Origin of the sequence: Streptomyces sp. NPDC059371, from assembly GCF_042751995.1 — a bacterium.
Classification (GTDB): Bacteria; Actinomycetota; Actinomycetes; order Streptomycetales; family Streptomycetaceae; genus Streptomyces.
This window is the reverse complement of sequence record NZ_JBHYXD010000082.1, coordinates 1-15,982: the sequence shown is the minus strand read 5'-3', so window position 1 is coordinate 15,982 and position 15,982 is coordinate 1. Positions and strand designations below refer to the sequence as shown.

At 70.9% G+C, this 15,982-nt stretch carries 21 protein-coding genes; 10 read left to right on the top strand and 11 right to left on the bottom strand.

Annotated elements, in window-relative coordinates; genetic code table 11:
• Positions 1-170 precede the first annotated feature (170 nt).
• Complete coding sequence (locus ACFXGX_RS32570) at positions 171-1,394, bottom strand: NADP-dependent malic enzyme (protein WP_384798384.1); 1,224 nt, start codon at positions 1,392-1,394, stop codon at positions 171-173.
• A 538-nt stretch (positions 1,395-1,932) separates the two neighbouring features.
• Between ACFXGX_RS32570 and ACFXGX_RS32565 the strand changes: the two genes are divergently transcribed.
• From ACFXGX_RS32565 to ACFXGX_RS32555, 3 genes are read left to right on the top strand one after another with little or no spacing between them, the layout of a single operon-like run.
• Positions 1,933-2,886, top strand: a complete 954-nt coding sequence (locus tag ACFXGX_RS32565; RefSeq protein ID WP_384798381.1) for an ABC transporter substrate-binding protein — start codon at positions 1,933-1,935, stop codon at positions 2,884-2,886.
• A gap of 28 nt (positions 2,887-2,914) precedes the next feature.
• Positions 2,915-3,880, top strand: a complete 966-nt coding sequence (locus tag ACFXGX_RS32560; protein ID WP_384798378.1) for an amino acid ABC transporter permease — start codon at positions 2,915-2,917, stop codon at positions 3,878-3,880.
• On the top strand, positions 3,877-4,638 hold the full coding sequence (locus tag ACFXGX_RS32555) for an amino acid ABC transporter ATP-binding protein (protein WP_384798375.1): 762 nt from the start codon (positions 3,877-3,879) through the stop codon (positions 4,636-4,638). Before ACFXGX_RS32560 ends, ACFXGX_RS32555 begins: the two co-directional genes overlap by 4 nt.
• 126 nt (positions 4,639-4,764) lie before the next feature.
• Here the strand turns inward: ACFXGX_RS32555 and ACFXGX_RS32550 are convergent, their stop codons facing one another.
• From ACFXGX_RS32550 to ACFXGX_RS32540, 3 genes are all read right to left on the bottom strand, one after another.
• On the bottom strand, positions 4,765-5,556 hold the full coding sequence (locus ACFXGX_RS32550) for a hypothetical protein (RefSeq protein WP_384798371.1): 792 nt from the start codon (positions 5,554-5,556) through the stop codon (positions 4,765-4,767).
• Entirely contained in the window at positions 5,553-6,041 is a 489-nt protein-coding gene (locus tag ACFXGX_RS32545) for a SigE family RNA polymerase sigma factor (RefSeq protein ID WP_384798368.1), read from the bottom strand. Before ACFXGX_RS32545 ends, ACFXGX_RS32550 begins: the two co-directional genes overlap by 4 nt.
• 126 nt (positions 6,042-6,167) lie before the next feature.
• Positions 6,168-6,926 (bottom strand): class I SAM-dependent methyltransferase, encoded by a 759-nt coding sequence (locus tag ACFXGX_RS32540; protein WP_384798365.1) that lies wholly within the window; start codon positions 6,924-6,926, stop codon positions 6,168-6,170.
• A gap of 100 nt (positions 6,927-7,026) precedes the next feature.
• Between ACFXGX_RS32540 and ACFXGX_RS32535 the strand changes: the two genes are divergently transcribed.
• Positions 7,027-7,656 carry a CGNR zinc finger domain-containing protein gene (locus ACFXGX_RS32535; RefSeq protein WP_384798362.1) on the top strand — a complete coding sequence of 210 codons (630 nt, stop codon included), beginning with the start codon at positions 7,027-7,029 and terminating at the stop codon, positions 7,654-7,656.
• On the opposite strand, the gene sodX is transcribed toward ACFXGX_RS32535, so the two are convergent.
• Positions 7,560-7,994, bottom strand: coding sequence for a nickel-type superoxide dismutase maturation protease (sodX, locus tag ACFXGX_RS32530; RefSeq protein ID WP_355764901.1), 435 nt, complete (start codon positions 7,992-7,994; stop codon positions 7,560-7,562). The genes ACFXGX_RS32535 and sodX overlap by 97 nt on opposite strands.
• A gap of 145 nt (positions 7,995-8,139) precedes the next feature.
• Here sodX and sodN point away from each other — a divergent pair, with 145 nt between their 5' ends.
• Entirely contained in the window at positions 8,140-8,535 is a 396-nt protein-coding gene (gene sodN / locus ACFXGX_RS32525; protein WP_339131416.1) for a superoxide dismutase, Ni, read from the top strand.
• Between the two features lie 230 nt (positions 8,536-8,765).
• On the opposite strand, the gene ACFXGX_RS32520 is transcribed toward sodN, so the two are convergent.
• Entirely contained in the window at positions 8,766-8,963 is a 198-nt protein-coding gene (locus ACFXGX_RS32520; protein ID WP_326785570.1) for a hypothetical protein, read from the bottom strand.
• Positions 8,964-9,764: 801 nt separating this feature from the next.
• On the opposite strand from ACFXGX_RS32520, the gene ACFXGX_RS32515 reads away from it, so the two are divergent.
• From ACFXGX_RS32515 to ACFXGX_RS32495, 5 genes are all read left to right on the top strand, one after another.
• Entirely contained in the window at positions 9,765-10,181 is a 417-nt protein-coding gene (locus tag ACFXGX_RS32515) for an SHOCT domain-containing protein (protein ID WP_384798357.1), read from the top strand.
• A 149-nt stretch (positions 10,182-10,330) separates the two neighbouring features.
• Entirely contained in the window at positions 10,331-10,711 is a 381-nt protein-coding gene (locus tag ACFXGX_RS32510; protein ID WP_384798423.1) for a helix-turn-helix transcriptional regulator, read from the top strand.
• A 35-nt stretch (positions 10,712-10,746) separates the two neighbouring features.
• The gene (locus ACFXGX_RS32505; protein WP_355764829.1) at positions 10,747-11,166 is read left to right on the top strand and encodes a VOC family protein; all 420 of its coding nucleotides are present in this window, start codon (positions 10,747-10,749) and stop codon (positions 11,164-11,166) included.
• Between the two features lie 182 nt (positions 11,167-11,348).
• A complete protein-coding gene (locus ACFXGX_RS32500; protein ID WP_384798354.1) occupies positions 11,349-12,185 on the top strand; it encodes a hypothetical protein in 837 nt (278 codons plus the stop codon).
• Positions 12,182-12,973 (top strand): VOC family protein, encoded by a 792-nt coding sequence (locus ACFXGX_RS32495; RefSeq protein ID WP_384798351.1) that lies wholly within the window; start codon positions 12,182-12,184, stop codon positions 12,971-12,973. The genes ACFXGX_RS32500 and ACFXGX_RS32495 overlap by 4 nt, the downstream gene beginning before the upstream one ends.
• A gap of 241 nt (positions 12,974-13,214) precedes the next feature.
• Here ACFXGX_RS32495 and ACFXGX_RS32490 read toward each other — a convergent pair whose 3' ends face one another.
• The 5 genes from ACFXGX_RS32490 to ACFXGX_RS32470 form a co-directional block, all read right to left on the bottom strand.
• Complete coding sequence (locus tag ACFXGX_RS32490) at positions 13,215-13,469, bottom strand: hypothetical protein (protein ID WP_384798347.1); 255 nt, start codon at positions 13,467-13,469, stop codon at positions 13,215-13,217.
• Positions 13,466-13,813: a DUF952 domain-containing protein gene (locus tag ACFXGX_RS32485; protein ID WP_384798344.1), complete on the bottom strand. Its 348-nt coding sequence runs from the start codon at positions 13,811-13,813 to the stop codon at positions 13,466-13,468. The genes ACFXGX_RS32490 and ACFXGX_RS32485 overlap by 4 nt, the downstream gene beginning before the upstream one ends.
• Positions 13,814-13,823: 10 nt before the next feature.
• Positions 13,824-15,050: an RNA polymerase sigma factor gene (locus ACFXGX_RS32480; RefSeq protein ID WP_384798341.1), complete on the bottom strand. Its 1,227-nt coding sequence runs from the start codon at positions 15,048-15,050 to the stop codon at positions 13,824-13,826.
• Between the two features lie 5 nt (positions 15,051-15,055).
• Positions 15,056-15,469: a YciI family protein gene (locus ACFXGX_RS32475; protein ID WP_384798338.1), complete on the bottom strand. Its 414-nt coding sequence runs from the start codon at positions 15,467-15,469 to the stop codon at positions 15,056-15,058.
• 139 nt (positions 15,470-15,608) lie between these two features.
• On the bottom strand, positions 15,609-15,806 hold the full coding sequence (locus ACFXGX_RS32470) for a hypothetical protein (protein WP_384798335.1): 198 nt from the start codon (positions 15,804-15,806) through the stop codon (positions 15,609-15,611).
• Positions 15,807-15,982 lie beyond the last annotated feature (176 nt).

Here is a 15,982-nt window from a genome sequence, read left to right as displayed (position 1 = left end):
CGGCTGAAGCCTCATGGAGCCTTTCGCCGCGTAGGCGACCGCCCTTCACAGCCACACGCACCTCGACGGTCCCGCGCCGGGTTTGACCCGGCGGGGGGGTGTGTGGGGGGAGCGCGGGGGCGGGCGCGCCGGGCGCGCGCCGCCCCCCGGCCCCCTTCTCAAAACGCCGGTCAGCGGCGGGCGACGCCCTCGGCCCGGGCGGCGGCAGCCACCGCGGCCGTCACCGCCGGAGCCACCCGCTCGTCGAACGGCGAGGGGATCACGTAGTCCGCGGCGAGGTCGTCCCCGACGACCGCGGCCAGCGCGTCGGCGGCGGCGATCTTCATGCCCTCGGTGATCCGGGAGGCCCGGACCTGGAGCGCACCGGCGAAGATCCCCGGGAAGGCCAGCACGTTGTTGATCTGGTTCGGGAAGTCCGACCGCCCGGTCGCGACGACGGCCGCGTACTTGTGGGCGATGTCGGGGTGCACCTCGGGGTTCGGGTTGGCCATCGCGAAGACGAAGGCCCCCTTCGCCATGGAGGCGACCGCCGGCTCGGGAACCGTACCGCCGGAGACGCCGATGAAGACGTCGGCGCCCGCGAGCGCCTCCTCCAGCGAACCGGAGATCCCCGCCTTGTTGGTGATCTCCGCGAGCTCGCGCTTGACGTCCGTCAGGTCGTCCCGGTCACGGGACACGACGCCCTTGCGGTCGGCGACCGCGACATCGCCGAGGCCGGCCTCCAGCAGGAACTTGGCGATGGCGATACCGGCCGCGCCCGCGCCGGAGATCACCGCGCGCAGGTCGCCGAGCGAGCGCCCGGTGAGCCGGGCGGCGTTCCGCAGGGCCGCGAGGGTGACGACCGCGGTTCCGTGCTGGTCGTCGTGGAAGACCGGGATGTCCAGTCGCTCCTGGAGCTTGCGCTCGATCTCGAAGCACCGCGGTGCCGAGATGTCCTCCAGATTGACGCCTCCGAAGGAGGGAGCGAGCCGGACCACGGTCTCGACGATCTCGTCGACGCCCGTGCACGCGAGCGCGATCGGCACCGCGTCCACACCGCCGAACTGCTTGAACAGAATGGCCTTGCCCTCCATGACGGGGAGCGAGGCCTCCGGGCCGATGTCACCGAGCCCGAGCACTGCCGTGCCGTCGGTCACCACAGCGACCACGGACGACTTCCACGTGTAGTCGTGGACGAGTTCCGGCTGCTCGGCGATCGCGCTGCACACCTTCGCGACGCCGGGCGTGTAAGCCAGGGACAGGTCGTCCTTGTCGCGGATCGGCACAGTGGCTTGCACAGCCATTTTGCCGCCGCGGTGCAGCGCGAAAGCCGGGTCGAAGGAATCGAGGGGCTCTGCCCCGCCTTCGTGATCCGTACTGCTGTCGCTGCGAGGATTGACGATCTCCGCTGCCACTTTGTTTACCCCTTAAGTCTTCAATGTTTGAGGGTTTCCACTCCTGGTTGAGGGGTGGGCGGGCACCGCACAGGCCCTGCCGCCGTGGTTGCGTACGGGCCGCTGCGCGACGGGCGCGCCGCACACGCGCCCTGAGCCCCGGATGAGGGGTGTAAAGAACCTTCTTACCGGACGGATGGTGCCGAGGACGAGTCGATAGAGACAAGATCACACGGCGGTGAGATGACTCATGCCATGATCCATTGACACGTCCGGACATGTCCTCGTTCAGCCACGAGTGCCGTGTAGCGGTCTTCCGCCTGCGTCGATGCGCCGAAGATCTTCCCGCCGGAAGGAAAGATTCCCGGACAAGATCCGGCGGTGCCGGACCGCCCGGTGTTGGTTCGGGGGTCACCCGTTATCCGATTTTGACATAGCGGCCACCCTGAATCTCGCGGTCCGAATGGCAAGATGCCGTCATTACACGAGGTCGCGACACTCGAAGGTGTGTGTTTCCGTCGACCTATCGGCTACTCCCTGATCTGCCGGAGGAACCCTCATGACCGCACGCACCACCCGTCGTAGCAAGGCCGCTCAGTCCCGGATAGCAGCGGTCGGCGCGATCGCGGTCGCCGGCGCGCTGGTCCTCACCGGCTGCGGTGACCAGACCAAGAAGGGCAGCTCCAGCGAGTCCGCCACCAACAGTGCGCCGCTGTTCTCCAAGCTGCCCAAGAAGATCCAGGACGCGGGCGTCATCAAGGTCGGCACGAATGCCGAGTACGCGCCCATGGAGTCGACCGAGGGCGGCAAGATCGTCGGCGTCGACCCCGACCTGGCCGACGCGCTGGCCAAGCAGCTCGGCGTGAAGTTCGAGTTCACCTCGGGCTCCTTCGACGGCCTGATCACCGCCGTCAACTCCGGCCGCTACGACATCGGCATGTCGTCCATCACGGACAACAAGCAGCGCCAGGAAGGCCTGGACGACAAGGGCAAGAAGCTCGGCCAGGGCGTCGACTTCGTCGACTACTTCACGGCCGGTACGGCCATCTACGTGAAGAAGGGCAACCCCGAGGGCATCAAGGGCATCGAGGACCTCTGTGGCAAGACGGCCGCCGTGCAGCAGGGCACGACGTACGAGACGGCCCTGAAGGACCAGTCCAAGAAGTGTACGGACGCCGGTAAGAAGGCCATCAACATCGAGTCGTTCCAGAACGACACCGAGGCCCAGACCCGTGTGAAGTCCGGCGGCGCGGTGGCCGGCATCAACGACTACCCGGTGGCGGTCGACCTGGCCAACAAGGCCGACGGCGGCAAGGCCTTCGAAGTCATCAACAAGCAGTACGACGCCGGCCCGTTCGGCATCATCCTGAACAAGAACAACACCCAGCTCCGTGACGCGCTGAAGGACGCCGTCGACGCGATCATCAAGGACGGCTCGTACCAGAAGGTCCTGGAGAAGTGGGGCGCCCAGTCCGGCGCGATCTCGCAGTCCGCGATCAATGGCGGCAAGTAAGCCGAGCGCACCACTGAAGGGCAGTCACGTGACTGACAAACTCGACAAGTCCGCCTCGGACACCCCGCCCCCGGGCGACGCGGTGCCCGCGGGCGCGGCGTCCGGGCCGGCCCCGGAGACCATCAAGGCGATCCCCGTCCGGCACTACGGCCGGTGGATCAGCGGCGTCATCGTCGTCGCGCTGCTGGTGGCGCTCGGCATCGCGTTCTCGCAGGGCAACATCCAGTGGCACACGGTCGGCGACCAGCTCTTCGTGTCCAGCGTCGTCCAGGGCGCCGGCCGCACGCTGCTGATCAGCATCCTGTCCATGATCGTGGGCGTGGTGCTGGGCATCGTCCTCGCGGTGATGCGGCTCTCGAAGAACCCGGTGACCAGCACGGTCGCGTGGCTGTACATCTGGTTCTTCCGCGGCACGCCGGTCTACGTCCAGCTTCTGCTGTGGTTCAACCTGGCGCTGATCTTCCCCGTTCTGAACCTCGGGCCGATCTACAAGAACAACATGACGGACGTCATGACCCCGTTCATGTGCGCCCTGCTGGGTCTCGGCCTGAACGAGGCCGCGTACATGGCCGAGATCTGCCGCGCCGGCCTGCTGGCCGTCGACGAGGGCCAGACGGAGGCCGCCCAGGCCCTCGGCATGAGCCACACGAAGACGCTGTTCCGGATCGTGATCCCGCAGGCGATGCGGGTGATCGTGCCGCCGACCGGCAACGAGTTCATCAACATGCTGAAGACCTCGTCGCTCGTGTACGCGGTCACGTACAACGAACTGCTGCGCTCCACCTCGGCGATCGGCTCCACGTCGTACGCCGTCATGGAGATGCTGTTCGTGGCCTCCATCTGGTACCTGGCCATGACCAGCGTGTTCAGCGTCTTCCAGTACTACCTGGAGCGCTACTACGCACGCGGTTCCAGCCGCAGCCTGCCGCCGACCGTCTTCCAGAAGATCAAGGCGAACATGCTCGGCCTCGGCAGTGAGAGGGGCAAGGCATGACCGCGATGGTGAAGTCGGAGGGCGTGCACAAGTCCTTCGGCCCGGTGGAGGTCCTCAAGGGCATCGACCTGGAGGTGAACACCGGTGAGGTGTTCTGCCTGATCGGCCCCTCCGGCTCCGGCAAGTCGACCTTCCTGAGGTGCATCAACCACCTTGAGAAGATCAACGCGGGCCGTCTGTACGTCGACGGTGATCTGGTGGGCTACCGCCAGAAGGGCGACAAGCTCTACGAGCTCAAGGACAGCGAAGTCGCCCTGAAGCGCCGGGACATCGGCATGGTCTTCCAGCGCTTCAACCTGTTCCCGCACATGACGGCCGTCGAGAACGTCATGGAAGCGCCCATCCAGGTGAAGGGCGCCAAGAAGGCGGAAGCCCAGGCCCGTGCGATGGAGCTCCTGGAGCGCGTCGGCCTGGGCGACAAGGCGAAGAACTACCCCTCGCAGCTGTCCGGCGGCCAGCAGCAGCGCGTGGCGATCGCCCGCGCGCTGGCCATGGACCCGAAGCTGATGCTCTTCGACGAGCCGACCTCGGCCCTGGACCCGGAGCTGGTCGGTGACGTCCTCGACGTCATGCGCGACCTCGCCGAGTCCGGTATGACGATGGTCGTCGTGACGCACGAGATGGGCTTCGCCCGTGAGGTCGGCGACAGCCTGGTCTTCATGGACGGCGGTGTGGTCGTCGAGTCCGGCAACCCGCGCGACGTCCTGACGGACCCGCAGCACGAGCGCACGAAGTCGTTCCTGTCGAAGGTCCTCTGACCGGGACGACGCGCCTCCGGGCGCAGGGACAAGGGGCGGTACGGGTCTCCCGTACCGCCCCTTCCTCATGCCCCCGTTCCCCCAGCCCGTTTCCCCCGGCCCCCGTCTCTCGCCCCACCCCGCCCGCTACTTCAGCAGCGCCGGGTTCTGGATCAGCTTCGCGAGCTGGGCCCGGGTCAGCGGCGGGGCCGTGAGCAGCGGGCCGAGCCGGCCCTTGCCCTGGAGGCCTGCGCCGGCCCGTACGGTGAGGGACCGGCCGTCCTTCAGACGCAGGACCGCGTCGTACTCCCGGCCCCCGGACGGCTCCGGGGCCATATCGGAGTCGGCCGCGGGCGTCTCCCAGACGCCCAGAAGTGCGCCGTCGGACAGTTTCTGGGTGGTGCAGTCGATGCGCCCGTCCGTGGCGGCGTCCGTGCAGGGGTTCTCCGGGCCCTCGTCGCCCGGCGTCGTGTCGGTCTCCGAGCGGGTGGCGATGTGCACGCTGATGTAGCCGACCCCCTCGGGCCGGGTGACGGCGTAGTCGCCGCCGTACCGGCCGAGAGGCTTGGGCAGGGCGATGCTCTGCGACTGCCTCATCACCCGCGCCAGCGAGATCTCGCTGATCCTCCCGGTACCGGGCGGGAGCAGCTTCGCGAAGCGGTCCGCCTTGGTGGCGTGGCCGCCCGCGGTGGGCGAGCTCGCCGCGCCGGCGCCGTGCCCGGTGCCCGGCATGCCGGGGCCGAGGAGCAGGCCGGCCGCGGTGGCTGCCACGACGGCACCGCTCGCCGTCGCGCGCCGTCGCCACCGCAGCCGCGAGGCCTTCGCGAAGACCGTCTCGCTGCCGCGGCTCATGGGCACCCGGATCTCGTCCACGGCCCGTCCGAGCAGGTCCCTGACGTACTCCGTCTCCGTCTCCGCCTCCGCCGTTTCCTGATTCACGCGTATTCCTCCCGCACCACGGCCCTCAGTGCCGCGAGTCCCCTGGCTGTGTGGCTCTTGACCGTGCTCTCGCGCATGTCGAGCACCTGGGCCGTGGCGGCCACGCTCAGGTCCTCCCAGTAGCGCAGGACGAGCACGGCCCTTTGCTTCGGCGTGAGTTCCGCGAGCGCGGCCCGCACCATGAGTCCGGTGTCGCTGTCGACCGACCGCCCCACCAGGTCCGGCACCTCGCCGTACGCGTGCTCGCGCCGCCAGAAGCGGCGGCGGGCGGAGATGAAGGTGTTGACCAGCGTCTTGCGCGCGTAGGCCTCGAGACTGTCGAGGCGTCCGTGCCGCCGAGCGCCGAGGACGACCTTCACCAGGGTCGTCTGGACGAGGTCCTCGGCCTCCTCGCGATTGCCGCACAGCAGAAAGGCACTGCGGAACAGCGCCGTCCGTCTGCCCTCCACGAAAGCGTGCAGAGCGGCTTCGTCGCCGCGCGTCATCCCGCCCCCTTCCCGGCCCGCGCTCGCGGACCGTCTCACCCCTACCAGTGCGGCGGGAGGTGCCGCAGGACGCGGTGGAGGCGGTACGGATTCTCCATACCGCCTCCAACAGGGCTCGCGGGGGCTCTACTTGACCGCGAGGACCAGCGCGTCCGAGGGGGAGCGCCACACCGGGCGGGCCTCGCCGAAGCCCTGTTCGCGCAGCACGCGCGCGTGCCAGTCGGCGGAGGGGGTGTCCCCGTCGGCGTGCTCGCCGTAGATCTCGAAGCGGCGGGCGGTGGGTCCGGCGAGGACCGGGTCCTGGGCGGCGACCTCCCACCATTCGGCCCAGTCGAGGGCGCCGATCCGCCTGGCCTGGTCCATACGGGCGTGCCGCTGGGCGCGGTCGGCCGCGTTGATGCGGGGTGTCGTCTCGTCGATCATGTGGTCGGCGTTCATGAACACGCCGCCCTCGCGGACGAGTTCGGCGATCTGGCCGTAGAGGACGGTGAGGGGTTCACTGTGCAGCCAGTGCAGGGCGGTGGCGGTCAGGACGGCGTCGTACGTGTCGTACGGCAGCCGCTCGCGCCACCGGGGGTCCTTGAGGTCGGCGGTGACGAGGGAGACCCGGTTGTCGCCGGCGAAGGTGCCCTCGGCGATGGCGAGGAGGGCGGGGTCGAGGTCGACACCGGTGCTGGTGGCGCCGGGGAAGCGGGCGAGCAGCCGGGCGGTGATGGTGCCGGTGCCGCAGGCGAGGTCGAGGACGCGGGGCTCGGGTCCGACGAGCGCCTCGGTCATGTCGAGCATCACCCGGAAGCGGTCCTCGCGGTCCGGCATGTACCACTCCTGCTGCCGGTCCCAGCTCTGCTGCCAGGCATGCCAGTCGGTTCCGGTGCCGATGGCCATGAAAGCCCCTCCTCCAGTCGACCACGTAATACCCTGTAAGTGCGATCAGCTGTTACCTGACCACCGTGACGACGATAGAGCGCCCCCGTAAGGACTACAAGTGGAACTGGCCTATTACTCGGATTACGCCGTCCGTCTCGTCAACACCGAGGAACCGGCCCGGGGCAAGGACTCACTGACCTCCGTCGAGGCCGTCCGTGACCTGTTCGGGGGCAACGCCTCGGCGGCCCGCCGCGCCGCGGAGGCCGATGTCACCCGCTTCCGTTCGGTACGGGGGCGGCTGCGCGCGGTCTTCGAGGCCGCGGCCGGCGGCGACGAGACGCTCGCCGTGGACCTGCTGAACTCGCTGCTCCTCGAATTCCCGGTGAGCCCGCAGATCTCGGGGCACGACCACCGGGACGACGACGGCCGCCCGCTGTGGCACATGCACCTGGCGGATCACCCCTCGAACGCGACCGCGGGCTACGCGGCGATCGCGGCGATGGGCCTCGCCTTCCATCTGACCGAGTACGGCGTGGACCGTCTCGGCCTGTGCGAGGCCGCCCCGTGCCGCAACGCCTACCTGGACACCTCGACCAACCGCTCCCGGCGCTACTGCTCGGACCGCTGCGCGACCCGCGCCAACGTCGCGGCCTACCGCGCCCGCAAGCGCCTGGAGGCGGACCGGGCGGCGAGCACGGGCCTGGCGGCCACCAGCACCCAGCGGACGACGGCGAACGGCGACCGCTGACCCGCTGCCGGCGGCCGGAAGCGGAACCGCACCTTCCCGAGGACGAGTTCCTCGGGGACGGTTCCGTAGTCGGTGCTGTCCCCGCCCGCGAACGCGTTGTCCCCGAGCACCCACCAGCCGCCCTCACGCCGCTCCGCGATCCGCTTCACGACAAGCAGGTCCTGCTGGAAGGGGTGCCGCAGGACGACGACGTCGCCCGGCCGCACCCTCGCCCCCCACTGAACGACCAGCCGATCCCCGTGCTGGAGTGTGGGCACCATCGAAGGGCCCGTCACCTCCGCCGCCCCGAACGGCAGCAGAGCCTTCCCCCGCTCGGTCTCCTGCGACAGCTCCGGCATCAACGGCACCTCCCCGGTCCTATCCTCCACCAGTCCCAGTCTCACCCCGGACTTTTGTCCTAAGCCCATGGGGGCACCCGCGAAATACCCTCTCCCACGGAGTAATGTCCCACCTGAGAAGACGATCACGAGGAAGGACAGCTCAATGCTCTCCCGCCTGTTTGCCCCCAAGGTCAAGGTCAGCGCGCACTGCGACCTGCCCTGCGGCGTGTACGACCCGGCCCAGGCCCGCATCGAGGCGGAGTCGGTCAAGGCCGTTCAGGACAAGATGGCCGGCAACGACGACCCGCACTTCCAGGCTCGCGCCATTGTCATCAAGGAGCAGCGCGCCGAGCTCGCCAAGCACCACGTGTCGGTGCTCTGGAGCGACTACTTCAAGCCCCCGCACTTCGAGAAGTACCCGGAGCTGCACCAGCTGGTCAACGACACCCTCAAGGCCCTCTCGGCCGCGAAGGCGTCCACCGACCCGGCGACGGGACAGAAGGCGCTGGACTACATCGCCCAGATCGACAAGATCTTCTGGGAGACCAAGAAGGCCTGAGCTTCGCCCGGGCCGTCCGAACCGCGTCCGCGCGGATCGCGTCGCCCTCCTGTCCGCACCCGGTCCGCGGGGGGCGCGGGGGGGGCGGGGGGGGTGGTTGCGGGTCCCGCCGCCCCAGATTCGCGCCCCCCAGCGCCCCCCCCCGGCCGCGGGGCCCGGTTTACGGGCCGCCCCCACGGTCCGGGTGCGTACTGCTTTCCGGGGTCGTACGGGGCGGTCGGCGTCCTCGATCACACGGGTAGCTGGCGCATCTCGATCACCCGCAGGCCCAGGGCCTGGAACCGGGTGAGCAGTCCATAGAGATGGGCGTCGTCGATCACGGTGCCGAAGAACAGGGTCTGTTCCTTCGTACGGACCCTGTCGAGTTCGGAGAAGGCCGAGGCGAGCGTGTCCGAAACAATGCCGGCGATGCGGAATTCGTAGCGCATACGAGCACTTCCCTCGGGGCCGGGGCGCGGGGTCCGCTGCGATGCCCTGCCATCGTCGGTCGCGCGCACCGATGTGGCATCCCCCGGTGCGGGCGACATCCGTCCACCTCGGCACACTCCCGCTCACACCCTCGCCCCTCCACCTTCCTCCCGTGCGGCACCGTGCGCGCCGGGGAGGTATCCCCCTTCCGCGGGTGACGCGGGGGTGCGCGGCGGCCCCTGCGCGAGCTCACCCGCGGAGGGTGATCCGGCGGGGCGGGGGGTGACCGCACTCTGGAGCCGAGGCAAGACGTCGGGCGTCAGAGAGGGCACCGCTCATGGCCTGCATCCAGCGGCAGATCCGGCCCGCGCCGGGTGTGCCGTGCTCCGGGCCCGTCCGCCACGGCCCGAAGGACCCCGGACCCGGACCGTCCTTCGCCGCGCCGTGGCACCCGGGACCCCGGCGGCGCACGCCGTCGACGCGGCCGGCACCGCCCCCGGACGACGTCCCCGACGCCGCACCGATCACGCCGAGTACACCGGACGACGCCGTCACGGCCCGTCCCGTGTGTCCGGGGGGTCCCGCTCGCCCCCCGCCTTCGAGCGTCTGTCCGCGGCGGACACCGCGGCACCGTCACCGTCCGCCGCACCACCGCGCTCCGCGCACCGACCCGCCAGGCCCTGCCGACCGGCCGCGAACACATGACGGCCGGGCCCGGGCGGAATCCCCGAGATCGCGACCCGGCGCCCGGCGACAGTTCGATCCGCCCGACACCCAGGCAACGCTCGCGGAGATGTCGCACAACCGACAGGAGTTCGACCATGAACGGCTCGACGGTCAATCTGGCAGCGGACTACCCCCTGCTGCAGGTCTTCTGGACCACGATGTGGTTCTTCCTCTGGATCCTCTGGTTCATGCTGCTGTTCCGCGTCATCGGGGACATCTTCCGCGACGACGAGCTGAACGGCTGGGGCAAGGCCGGCTGGTGCGTCTTCGTCGTCATCCTGCCCTTCCTGGGCATCTTCGTGTACCTGATCGCGCGGGGCCGCGGCATGGGTGAGCGCGAGATGCGGCGCATGCAGAAGGGCCAGGAGGACATGAACGCCTACATCCGCGAGACCGCCGGCTCTTCCACCGGCAAGGCCGACGAACTGGCGAAGCTCGCGGACCTCAAGAACCACGGCCACATCACGGCCGAGGAGTTCGAGAAGGCCAAGGCCAAGGTCCTCGCCGCCTGACGGCACGGACACCCCGCGCACGCGCGGCCACCGCCGTCCCCCGGGTCAGTGATCCCCCGGGGGGCGGCGGTTCCGTGTGCCATTCTGGGGGTGTGGCGAATCCCCGACCGCTCGACGACCTGGTCCGGCTGCGGCAGGCGCGCGACCGGATGAACCGCGCGTACGCGGAGCCGTGGGACATGGCCACCCTCGCGCGCACCGCGCTGATGTCGCCCGGACACTTCCAGCGGAGTTTCCGCGAGGCGTTCGGCGAGACGCCCTACACCTACCTGATGACCCGCCGGATCGAGCGGGCGAAGGCGCTGCTGCGGCGCGGCGACATGACGGTGACCGAGGTGTGCTTCGCGGTGGGCTGCTCCTCGCTAGGTTCGTTCAGCTCGCGGTTCACGGAGCTGGTGGGCGAGACCCCGAGCGCGTACCGGGCCCGCCCGCACGACCACGGCGCCCCCATTCCCTCCTGCGTGGCCCGCCGGCTCACCCGCCCGGCCCGTCACCCCAACCCGGAGGCGGAACCGGGCACACGTCTTTAGGCTCGCTGTCCGGACCGACGCCCTAGGTTGGACGTATGGATCTGAAACTGTCCCAGTGCTTCATCTCCGTCGACGACCATGACAAGGCGCTCGCCTTCTACCGTGACGTGCTGGGCCTGGAGGTCCGGGGTGACGTCGGGTTCGAGGGAATGCGGTGGGTCACCGTGGGCTCGCCGCTCCAGCCGGACGTGGAGATCGTCCTGGAACCGCCGGCGGCGGACCCGGACGCCTCCCCCGCGGACAAGCAGGCCATGGCCGCCCTGCTGGCCAAGGGGATGCTGCGCGGAGTGATCTTCTCGACGACCGACTGCGACGAGCTCTTCGAGCGGGTCCGTGCCTCGGGCGCCGACGTCGTCCAGGAGCCCGAGGACCAGCCGTACGGTCTGCGGGACTGCGCGTTCCGCGACCCGGCCGGCAACCTCCTGCGCTTCGCGCAGAAGCGCACGGCCGGCTGACAGGCGCGACCGGCGGCCGGGGGGCGGCGCGCGGACGGGGGGCGGCGCGCGGACGGGGGGCGGCGCGCGGACGGGGGGGCGGCGCGCGGACGGGATCGGCCGGGAGGGACACTACGTCCGTGTGGTCCGCGGGCCCGAGGCGCCCGCGGAGCGAACCGTCCGACCCCTTCGAGGAGCCACCCGTGCCGTCCGCGCGCCCCCGCGTCCTGTTCGTCAGCGACCTGGCCTATCCGGCCAAGGGGCGGCGGTACTGCGACGAGGACATCGTCCTGACCTCGCGGCTGCGCGAGGAGTTCGACATCGCCGTCTGTCACCCGCTGGACGCGGCCGCGCTGATGACCGGCTTCGACGCCGTGGTCGTACGCAACAGCGGGCCCGTCCTGCACTACCAGGCCGCGTACGACGCGTTCCGCGAACGGGCGCTCGCGGAGGGGGTCCGCGTCTACAACCAGCTCTCGGGCAAGGGGGACATGGCCGGCAAGGGCTACCTGCTGGAGCTGACCGCGGCCGGGTTCCCCGTCATCCCGACCGTCGACCGCGTCGAGGACCTGGACCTGCTGCCCGAGGCCGACCTGTACGCGGTGAAGCCGAAGCAGGGGGCCGACTCCATCGGCCTGGAGTTCGTGCCGCGCGAGAAGCTCGCCGCCCTGCCGTTCGGCGGCCTCCTCGTCCAGCCGCGCGTCGAGTTCCGCTACGAGGTGTCGTTCTACTTCGTCGACCACTCCCTGCAATACGCCCTGTACGCGCCCGACCCGGAGCGGCGCTGGGCTCTGGAGCCCTACGAACCCACCGACGAGGACCGGGAGTTCGCGCAGCGTTTCATCGAGTGGAACGACATCGCGTACGGCATCCAGCGCGTCGACGCCTGCCGGGCCCCAGGCGGCGAGCTGCTGCTCGTCGAGCTGGAGGACCTCAACCCGTATCTCTCCCTGGACGTCCTCTCCCCCGAGGCCCGGGACGCCTTCGTCGCGCGGATGAAGACGTCGCTGCGCGCCCTGATCGCCGAGGAGGCCGGATGAACCGTACGGACGCCGCGGCGGGGAACGCCCCGGTGACCCCGAGGCCGGTCATCCGGTGGACCCACGTCTTCGTCGACCGGCCCGCGGCGGACCTCGGACGGGCCCTCGGCTTCTGGACGGCGGTCACCGGCACGAGGCTGTCCGAACCCCGGGGCGACCGGGGCGAGTTCGTGACGCTGCTGCCCGCCGAGGGCGACGCGTACGTGAAGGCGCAGGGCGTCCAGGAGGGGCCCGGGGGCGCGCACGTGTGCCTGTCCGTGGAGGACGTACCGGCGCTGGTGGAGTGGTCGCTGCGGCTGGGTGCCACGGTCGTCGCGGACCACGACGGCTGGTCCGTACTGCGGTCCCCCGGCGGGCAGTCGTTCTGCGCGGTGCCGTGGAACGGCGACTCGGCGCGGCCGCCGGTGACCGAGGGGCCGGACGGGGCGACGAGCCGGCTCGACCAGGTGAGCATCGACCTGGCGCCGGGTGTGTACGACGCCGAGACCGTCTTCTGGAGCGAGCTCACGGGGTGGGAGTCCCTCCCCGGGGCCCTCCCGGAGTTCCATCTGATCAGGCCGCCCGCCGGGCTGCCGCTGCGCGTCCTGCTGCAGCGACTCGGCACCGAACGCCCCACCTCGGCGCATCTGGACCTCGCCTGCTCGGACGTCGACGCGGTCCGTGCCCGTCACGAGGCCCTGGGGGCGACGGCGGTCGGCCGGGGTGCGCGCTGGACGGTGATGCGGGACCCGGTCGGCGGCACCTACTGCCTGACGGGCCGCGACCCCGCGACGGGCAGCCTGCCCTAGGTCGTGTCCGTAAAGTCGCGTCGTCCGCCCGGAGGGCGGGCCCGGCGGCGTCATGGGGGTCCCCCCTGCTCGAGCGAAGCCGAGAGCTCGTGGGAGCGTGCTCTCGGCGTGCCGGGCGCAGACCCTCGTACTGGACGTACTCGGGTCTTCGCCCGGTGCGGCGAGTGGGGGTCCCCCTGCTCGCAGAGCTTGGGGGAGCGTGCCAGGCGTCGCCGGGCAGGCGCGACTTTGCGGACACGCCCTAGGGAGTGGTCGCGTAGGCGCAGAGGACGGCCCTGCCGTCGCCCGCGGTCGGACAGGGGGGCGTCGAGGATCCGGCGGATGGCGGCGGTGCCGGAGCCTGACCGCCGTGCTCGGAGTTGTACCAGCCGGTGGGCGGCGGCGGCTCCGCCGAGGCCTGGAGCCGTAGTGTGAGGACGCCGCCGCCGATCACGGCGACCGCCCACACCACCAGTATCCGGCGCCACAGCCGGCGTCGTCCCCCCGATGCCTTCACGCCGAAGCCGCCCCGCTCTGGTCCCAGGCCTCCACGTCCACGACCGCCTCCACCGTGATGGGCCCGTAGACGTGGGGGAACTCCTCCCCGCCGGGGGGCATCGCCTCGAAGCGGACCGGCGCCGTGAGCCGTTCGGCGTCGATCACGAGGACCACGAGTTCGTCGGGTCCGGTGTAGGAGCCGTACACCATGGCGGCCACGGCGGGGAGTTGGCGGCGCAGCGAGCAGTGGATGAAGCCCTCCTCCTGGAGGGTCCGGCCGCGGGTGGAGATCTCGAAGGTGCCCGACGCGCGGGCCGCTTCCCACAGGGAACGCTCGGTCAGATGCAGCAGAGGTTCGGACATGCGGACCACGCTACGACCGCAGCCGGGCCGCCCGCACTTCCAAATAGCGGCGCTCGGGCAGGCTGAGGGTCTTGGCCGCGGCCGACGCGTAGGCCTCGCGCGCCGCGTCCGGTTCGCCCGCCCGCTCCAGCAGATGGCCGCGTACCGCGTCCAGCCGGTGTCCGGCGGCCGACTCGCCCTCCAGCCGGTCGAGTTCGGCGAGGGCGGCGCGCGGTCCGTGCACCATGGCCACGGCGACCGCGCGGTTGAGGTGTTCGACGGGGCCGGGGACCCGGCGGACGAGGAGGTCGTACAGGCCGAGGATCTCGGTCCAGTCCGTCGCCTCCGGGGTGGGTGCCTCGTCGTGGACCGCGGCGATCGCGGCCCGGAGCGCGTAGGGGCCGGCCGGACCCAGCGCCAGCGCCTCGGTCACCAGCGTCACGCCCTCCTCGATCGCCTCCCTGTCCCAGCGGGCGCGGTCCTGTTCGTCGAGGGGTACGAGCTCTCCGTGCGGGCCGGTCCGCGCGGCGCGCCGGGCGTCGGTGAGCAGCATCAGCGCGAGCAGTCCGGTCACCTCGCCGTCCTCGGGCAGCAGCTGCCGGACGGTGCGGGTCAACCGGATGGCCTCGTGGGCGAGTTCGGCACGCTGGAGCGCCGTGCCGGAGGTCGCGGTGTAGCCCTCGTTGAAGATCAGGTAGAGGGTGTGCAGGACGGCGGGGAGCCGTTCCTCCCAGTGGTCGGGGCGGGCGAGGCCGACGCCCCGGATCCGCTGCTTGGCCCGGCTGATCCGCTGCGCCATGGTCGCCTCGGGCACCAGGTACGCCCGCGCGATCTCCGCCGTGGTCAGGCCGCCGACCGCGCGCAGGGTGAGCGCGATCTGGGCGGCCGGGGACAGGGCGGGATGGCAGCACAGGAAGAGGAGGGAGAGGGTGTCGTCCTGCGACGGGGCGCGGTCCGCGCCCGGCGGCGGCGCCGTGAAGGCGTCCCGCGGTGTCAGCGCCGCGGCCTTCTCCTCCCGCAGCCGCCGTGCCTCCTCCGCGCGCAGGGCGTCGACGAGCCGCCGCGAGGCGACCTTGATCAGCCATCCGCGCGGGTTGTCCGGCACTCCCTTTCCGGGCCACTGGCGGGCGGCCGCGAGCAGCGCCTCCTGTGTGGCGTCCTCGGCCGCGTCGAAGTGCCCGTAGCGGCGGACGAGCGCGCCGAGGACCTGCGGCGCGTGGCGGCGCAGCAGGTCCTCGGCCTCGGTCGTGTCCCTCATCCCGCTCAGATGTCCCCGGCCCCGTCCTGGATGGGGCGGATGACGACGGGACGGCCGGTCTGGCCCTCGGGGCCCGGGCACCGGGTGACCCGCTCGGCGATCTCGGTGACCCGCTCCAGGCTCGCGCAGTCGACCACCCAGTAGCCGGCCATCAGCTCCTTGGTCTCGCTGTACGGTCCGTCGGTGATCACGGCCTTGCCGTCCGGGCCCAGGGACACCTGGCGGGCCCGCGCCGGGTCGGTCAGCCCCTGGGCGTCGACGAGCTCGCCGGACTCGGAGAGGTCGTCGCCGATCGCACCCATGTAGGCGTACATGGCCTGCAGTTCCTGTTCGGTCCAGGCCGGGGACCCGGCGGACGCCTTGCCCCGCATGGCCTCGTAGTCGGCGTGTGTGCCCTGCACCATCACCAGGTACTTCATGAGTCGGCTCCTTCGGCTTCCTCGGCTCGGACCGCCCGTGGTGGGCGGCTCTCACAGGGGACGTCGGAGCCGGCCCGTGTTTCTCTACACGTTCTCCGCGCGACTTCGCACGACGTCGTGCCGCGATGCGCGGTGCCCGTCAGGGCTGCTCCGCCGCGGCCTCCTCCGGCCGATCGTGCCCGTGCTCCGGTTCCCGGCCCCGCCCGTGTCCGTGGCCGGGCTCGTCCGTGCAGGCTGCGCAGTCCGGGTTGTGGCAGGGTCCGGGACCCCATTTGGGCACCCAGGCGCCCAGGGTCTTGTACCGGTGCACGATCGTGGCGACCGGTTGCCTGGACATACATGCTCATCCGTGCCCATGTCTTCAGGGTAGGACGGCGGACCCGCCGCTTCCTGTCGTACGTCCCGGACAGGACCGGGCCCGGCGAGAGCCGGGCCGAACCGGACAGGACCTGGCCCTTCCTAGGTCGTGTCCGCAAAGTCGCGTCGTCCGCCCGGAGGGCGGGCCCGGCGGCG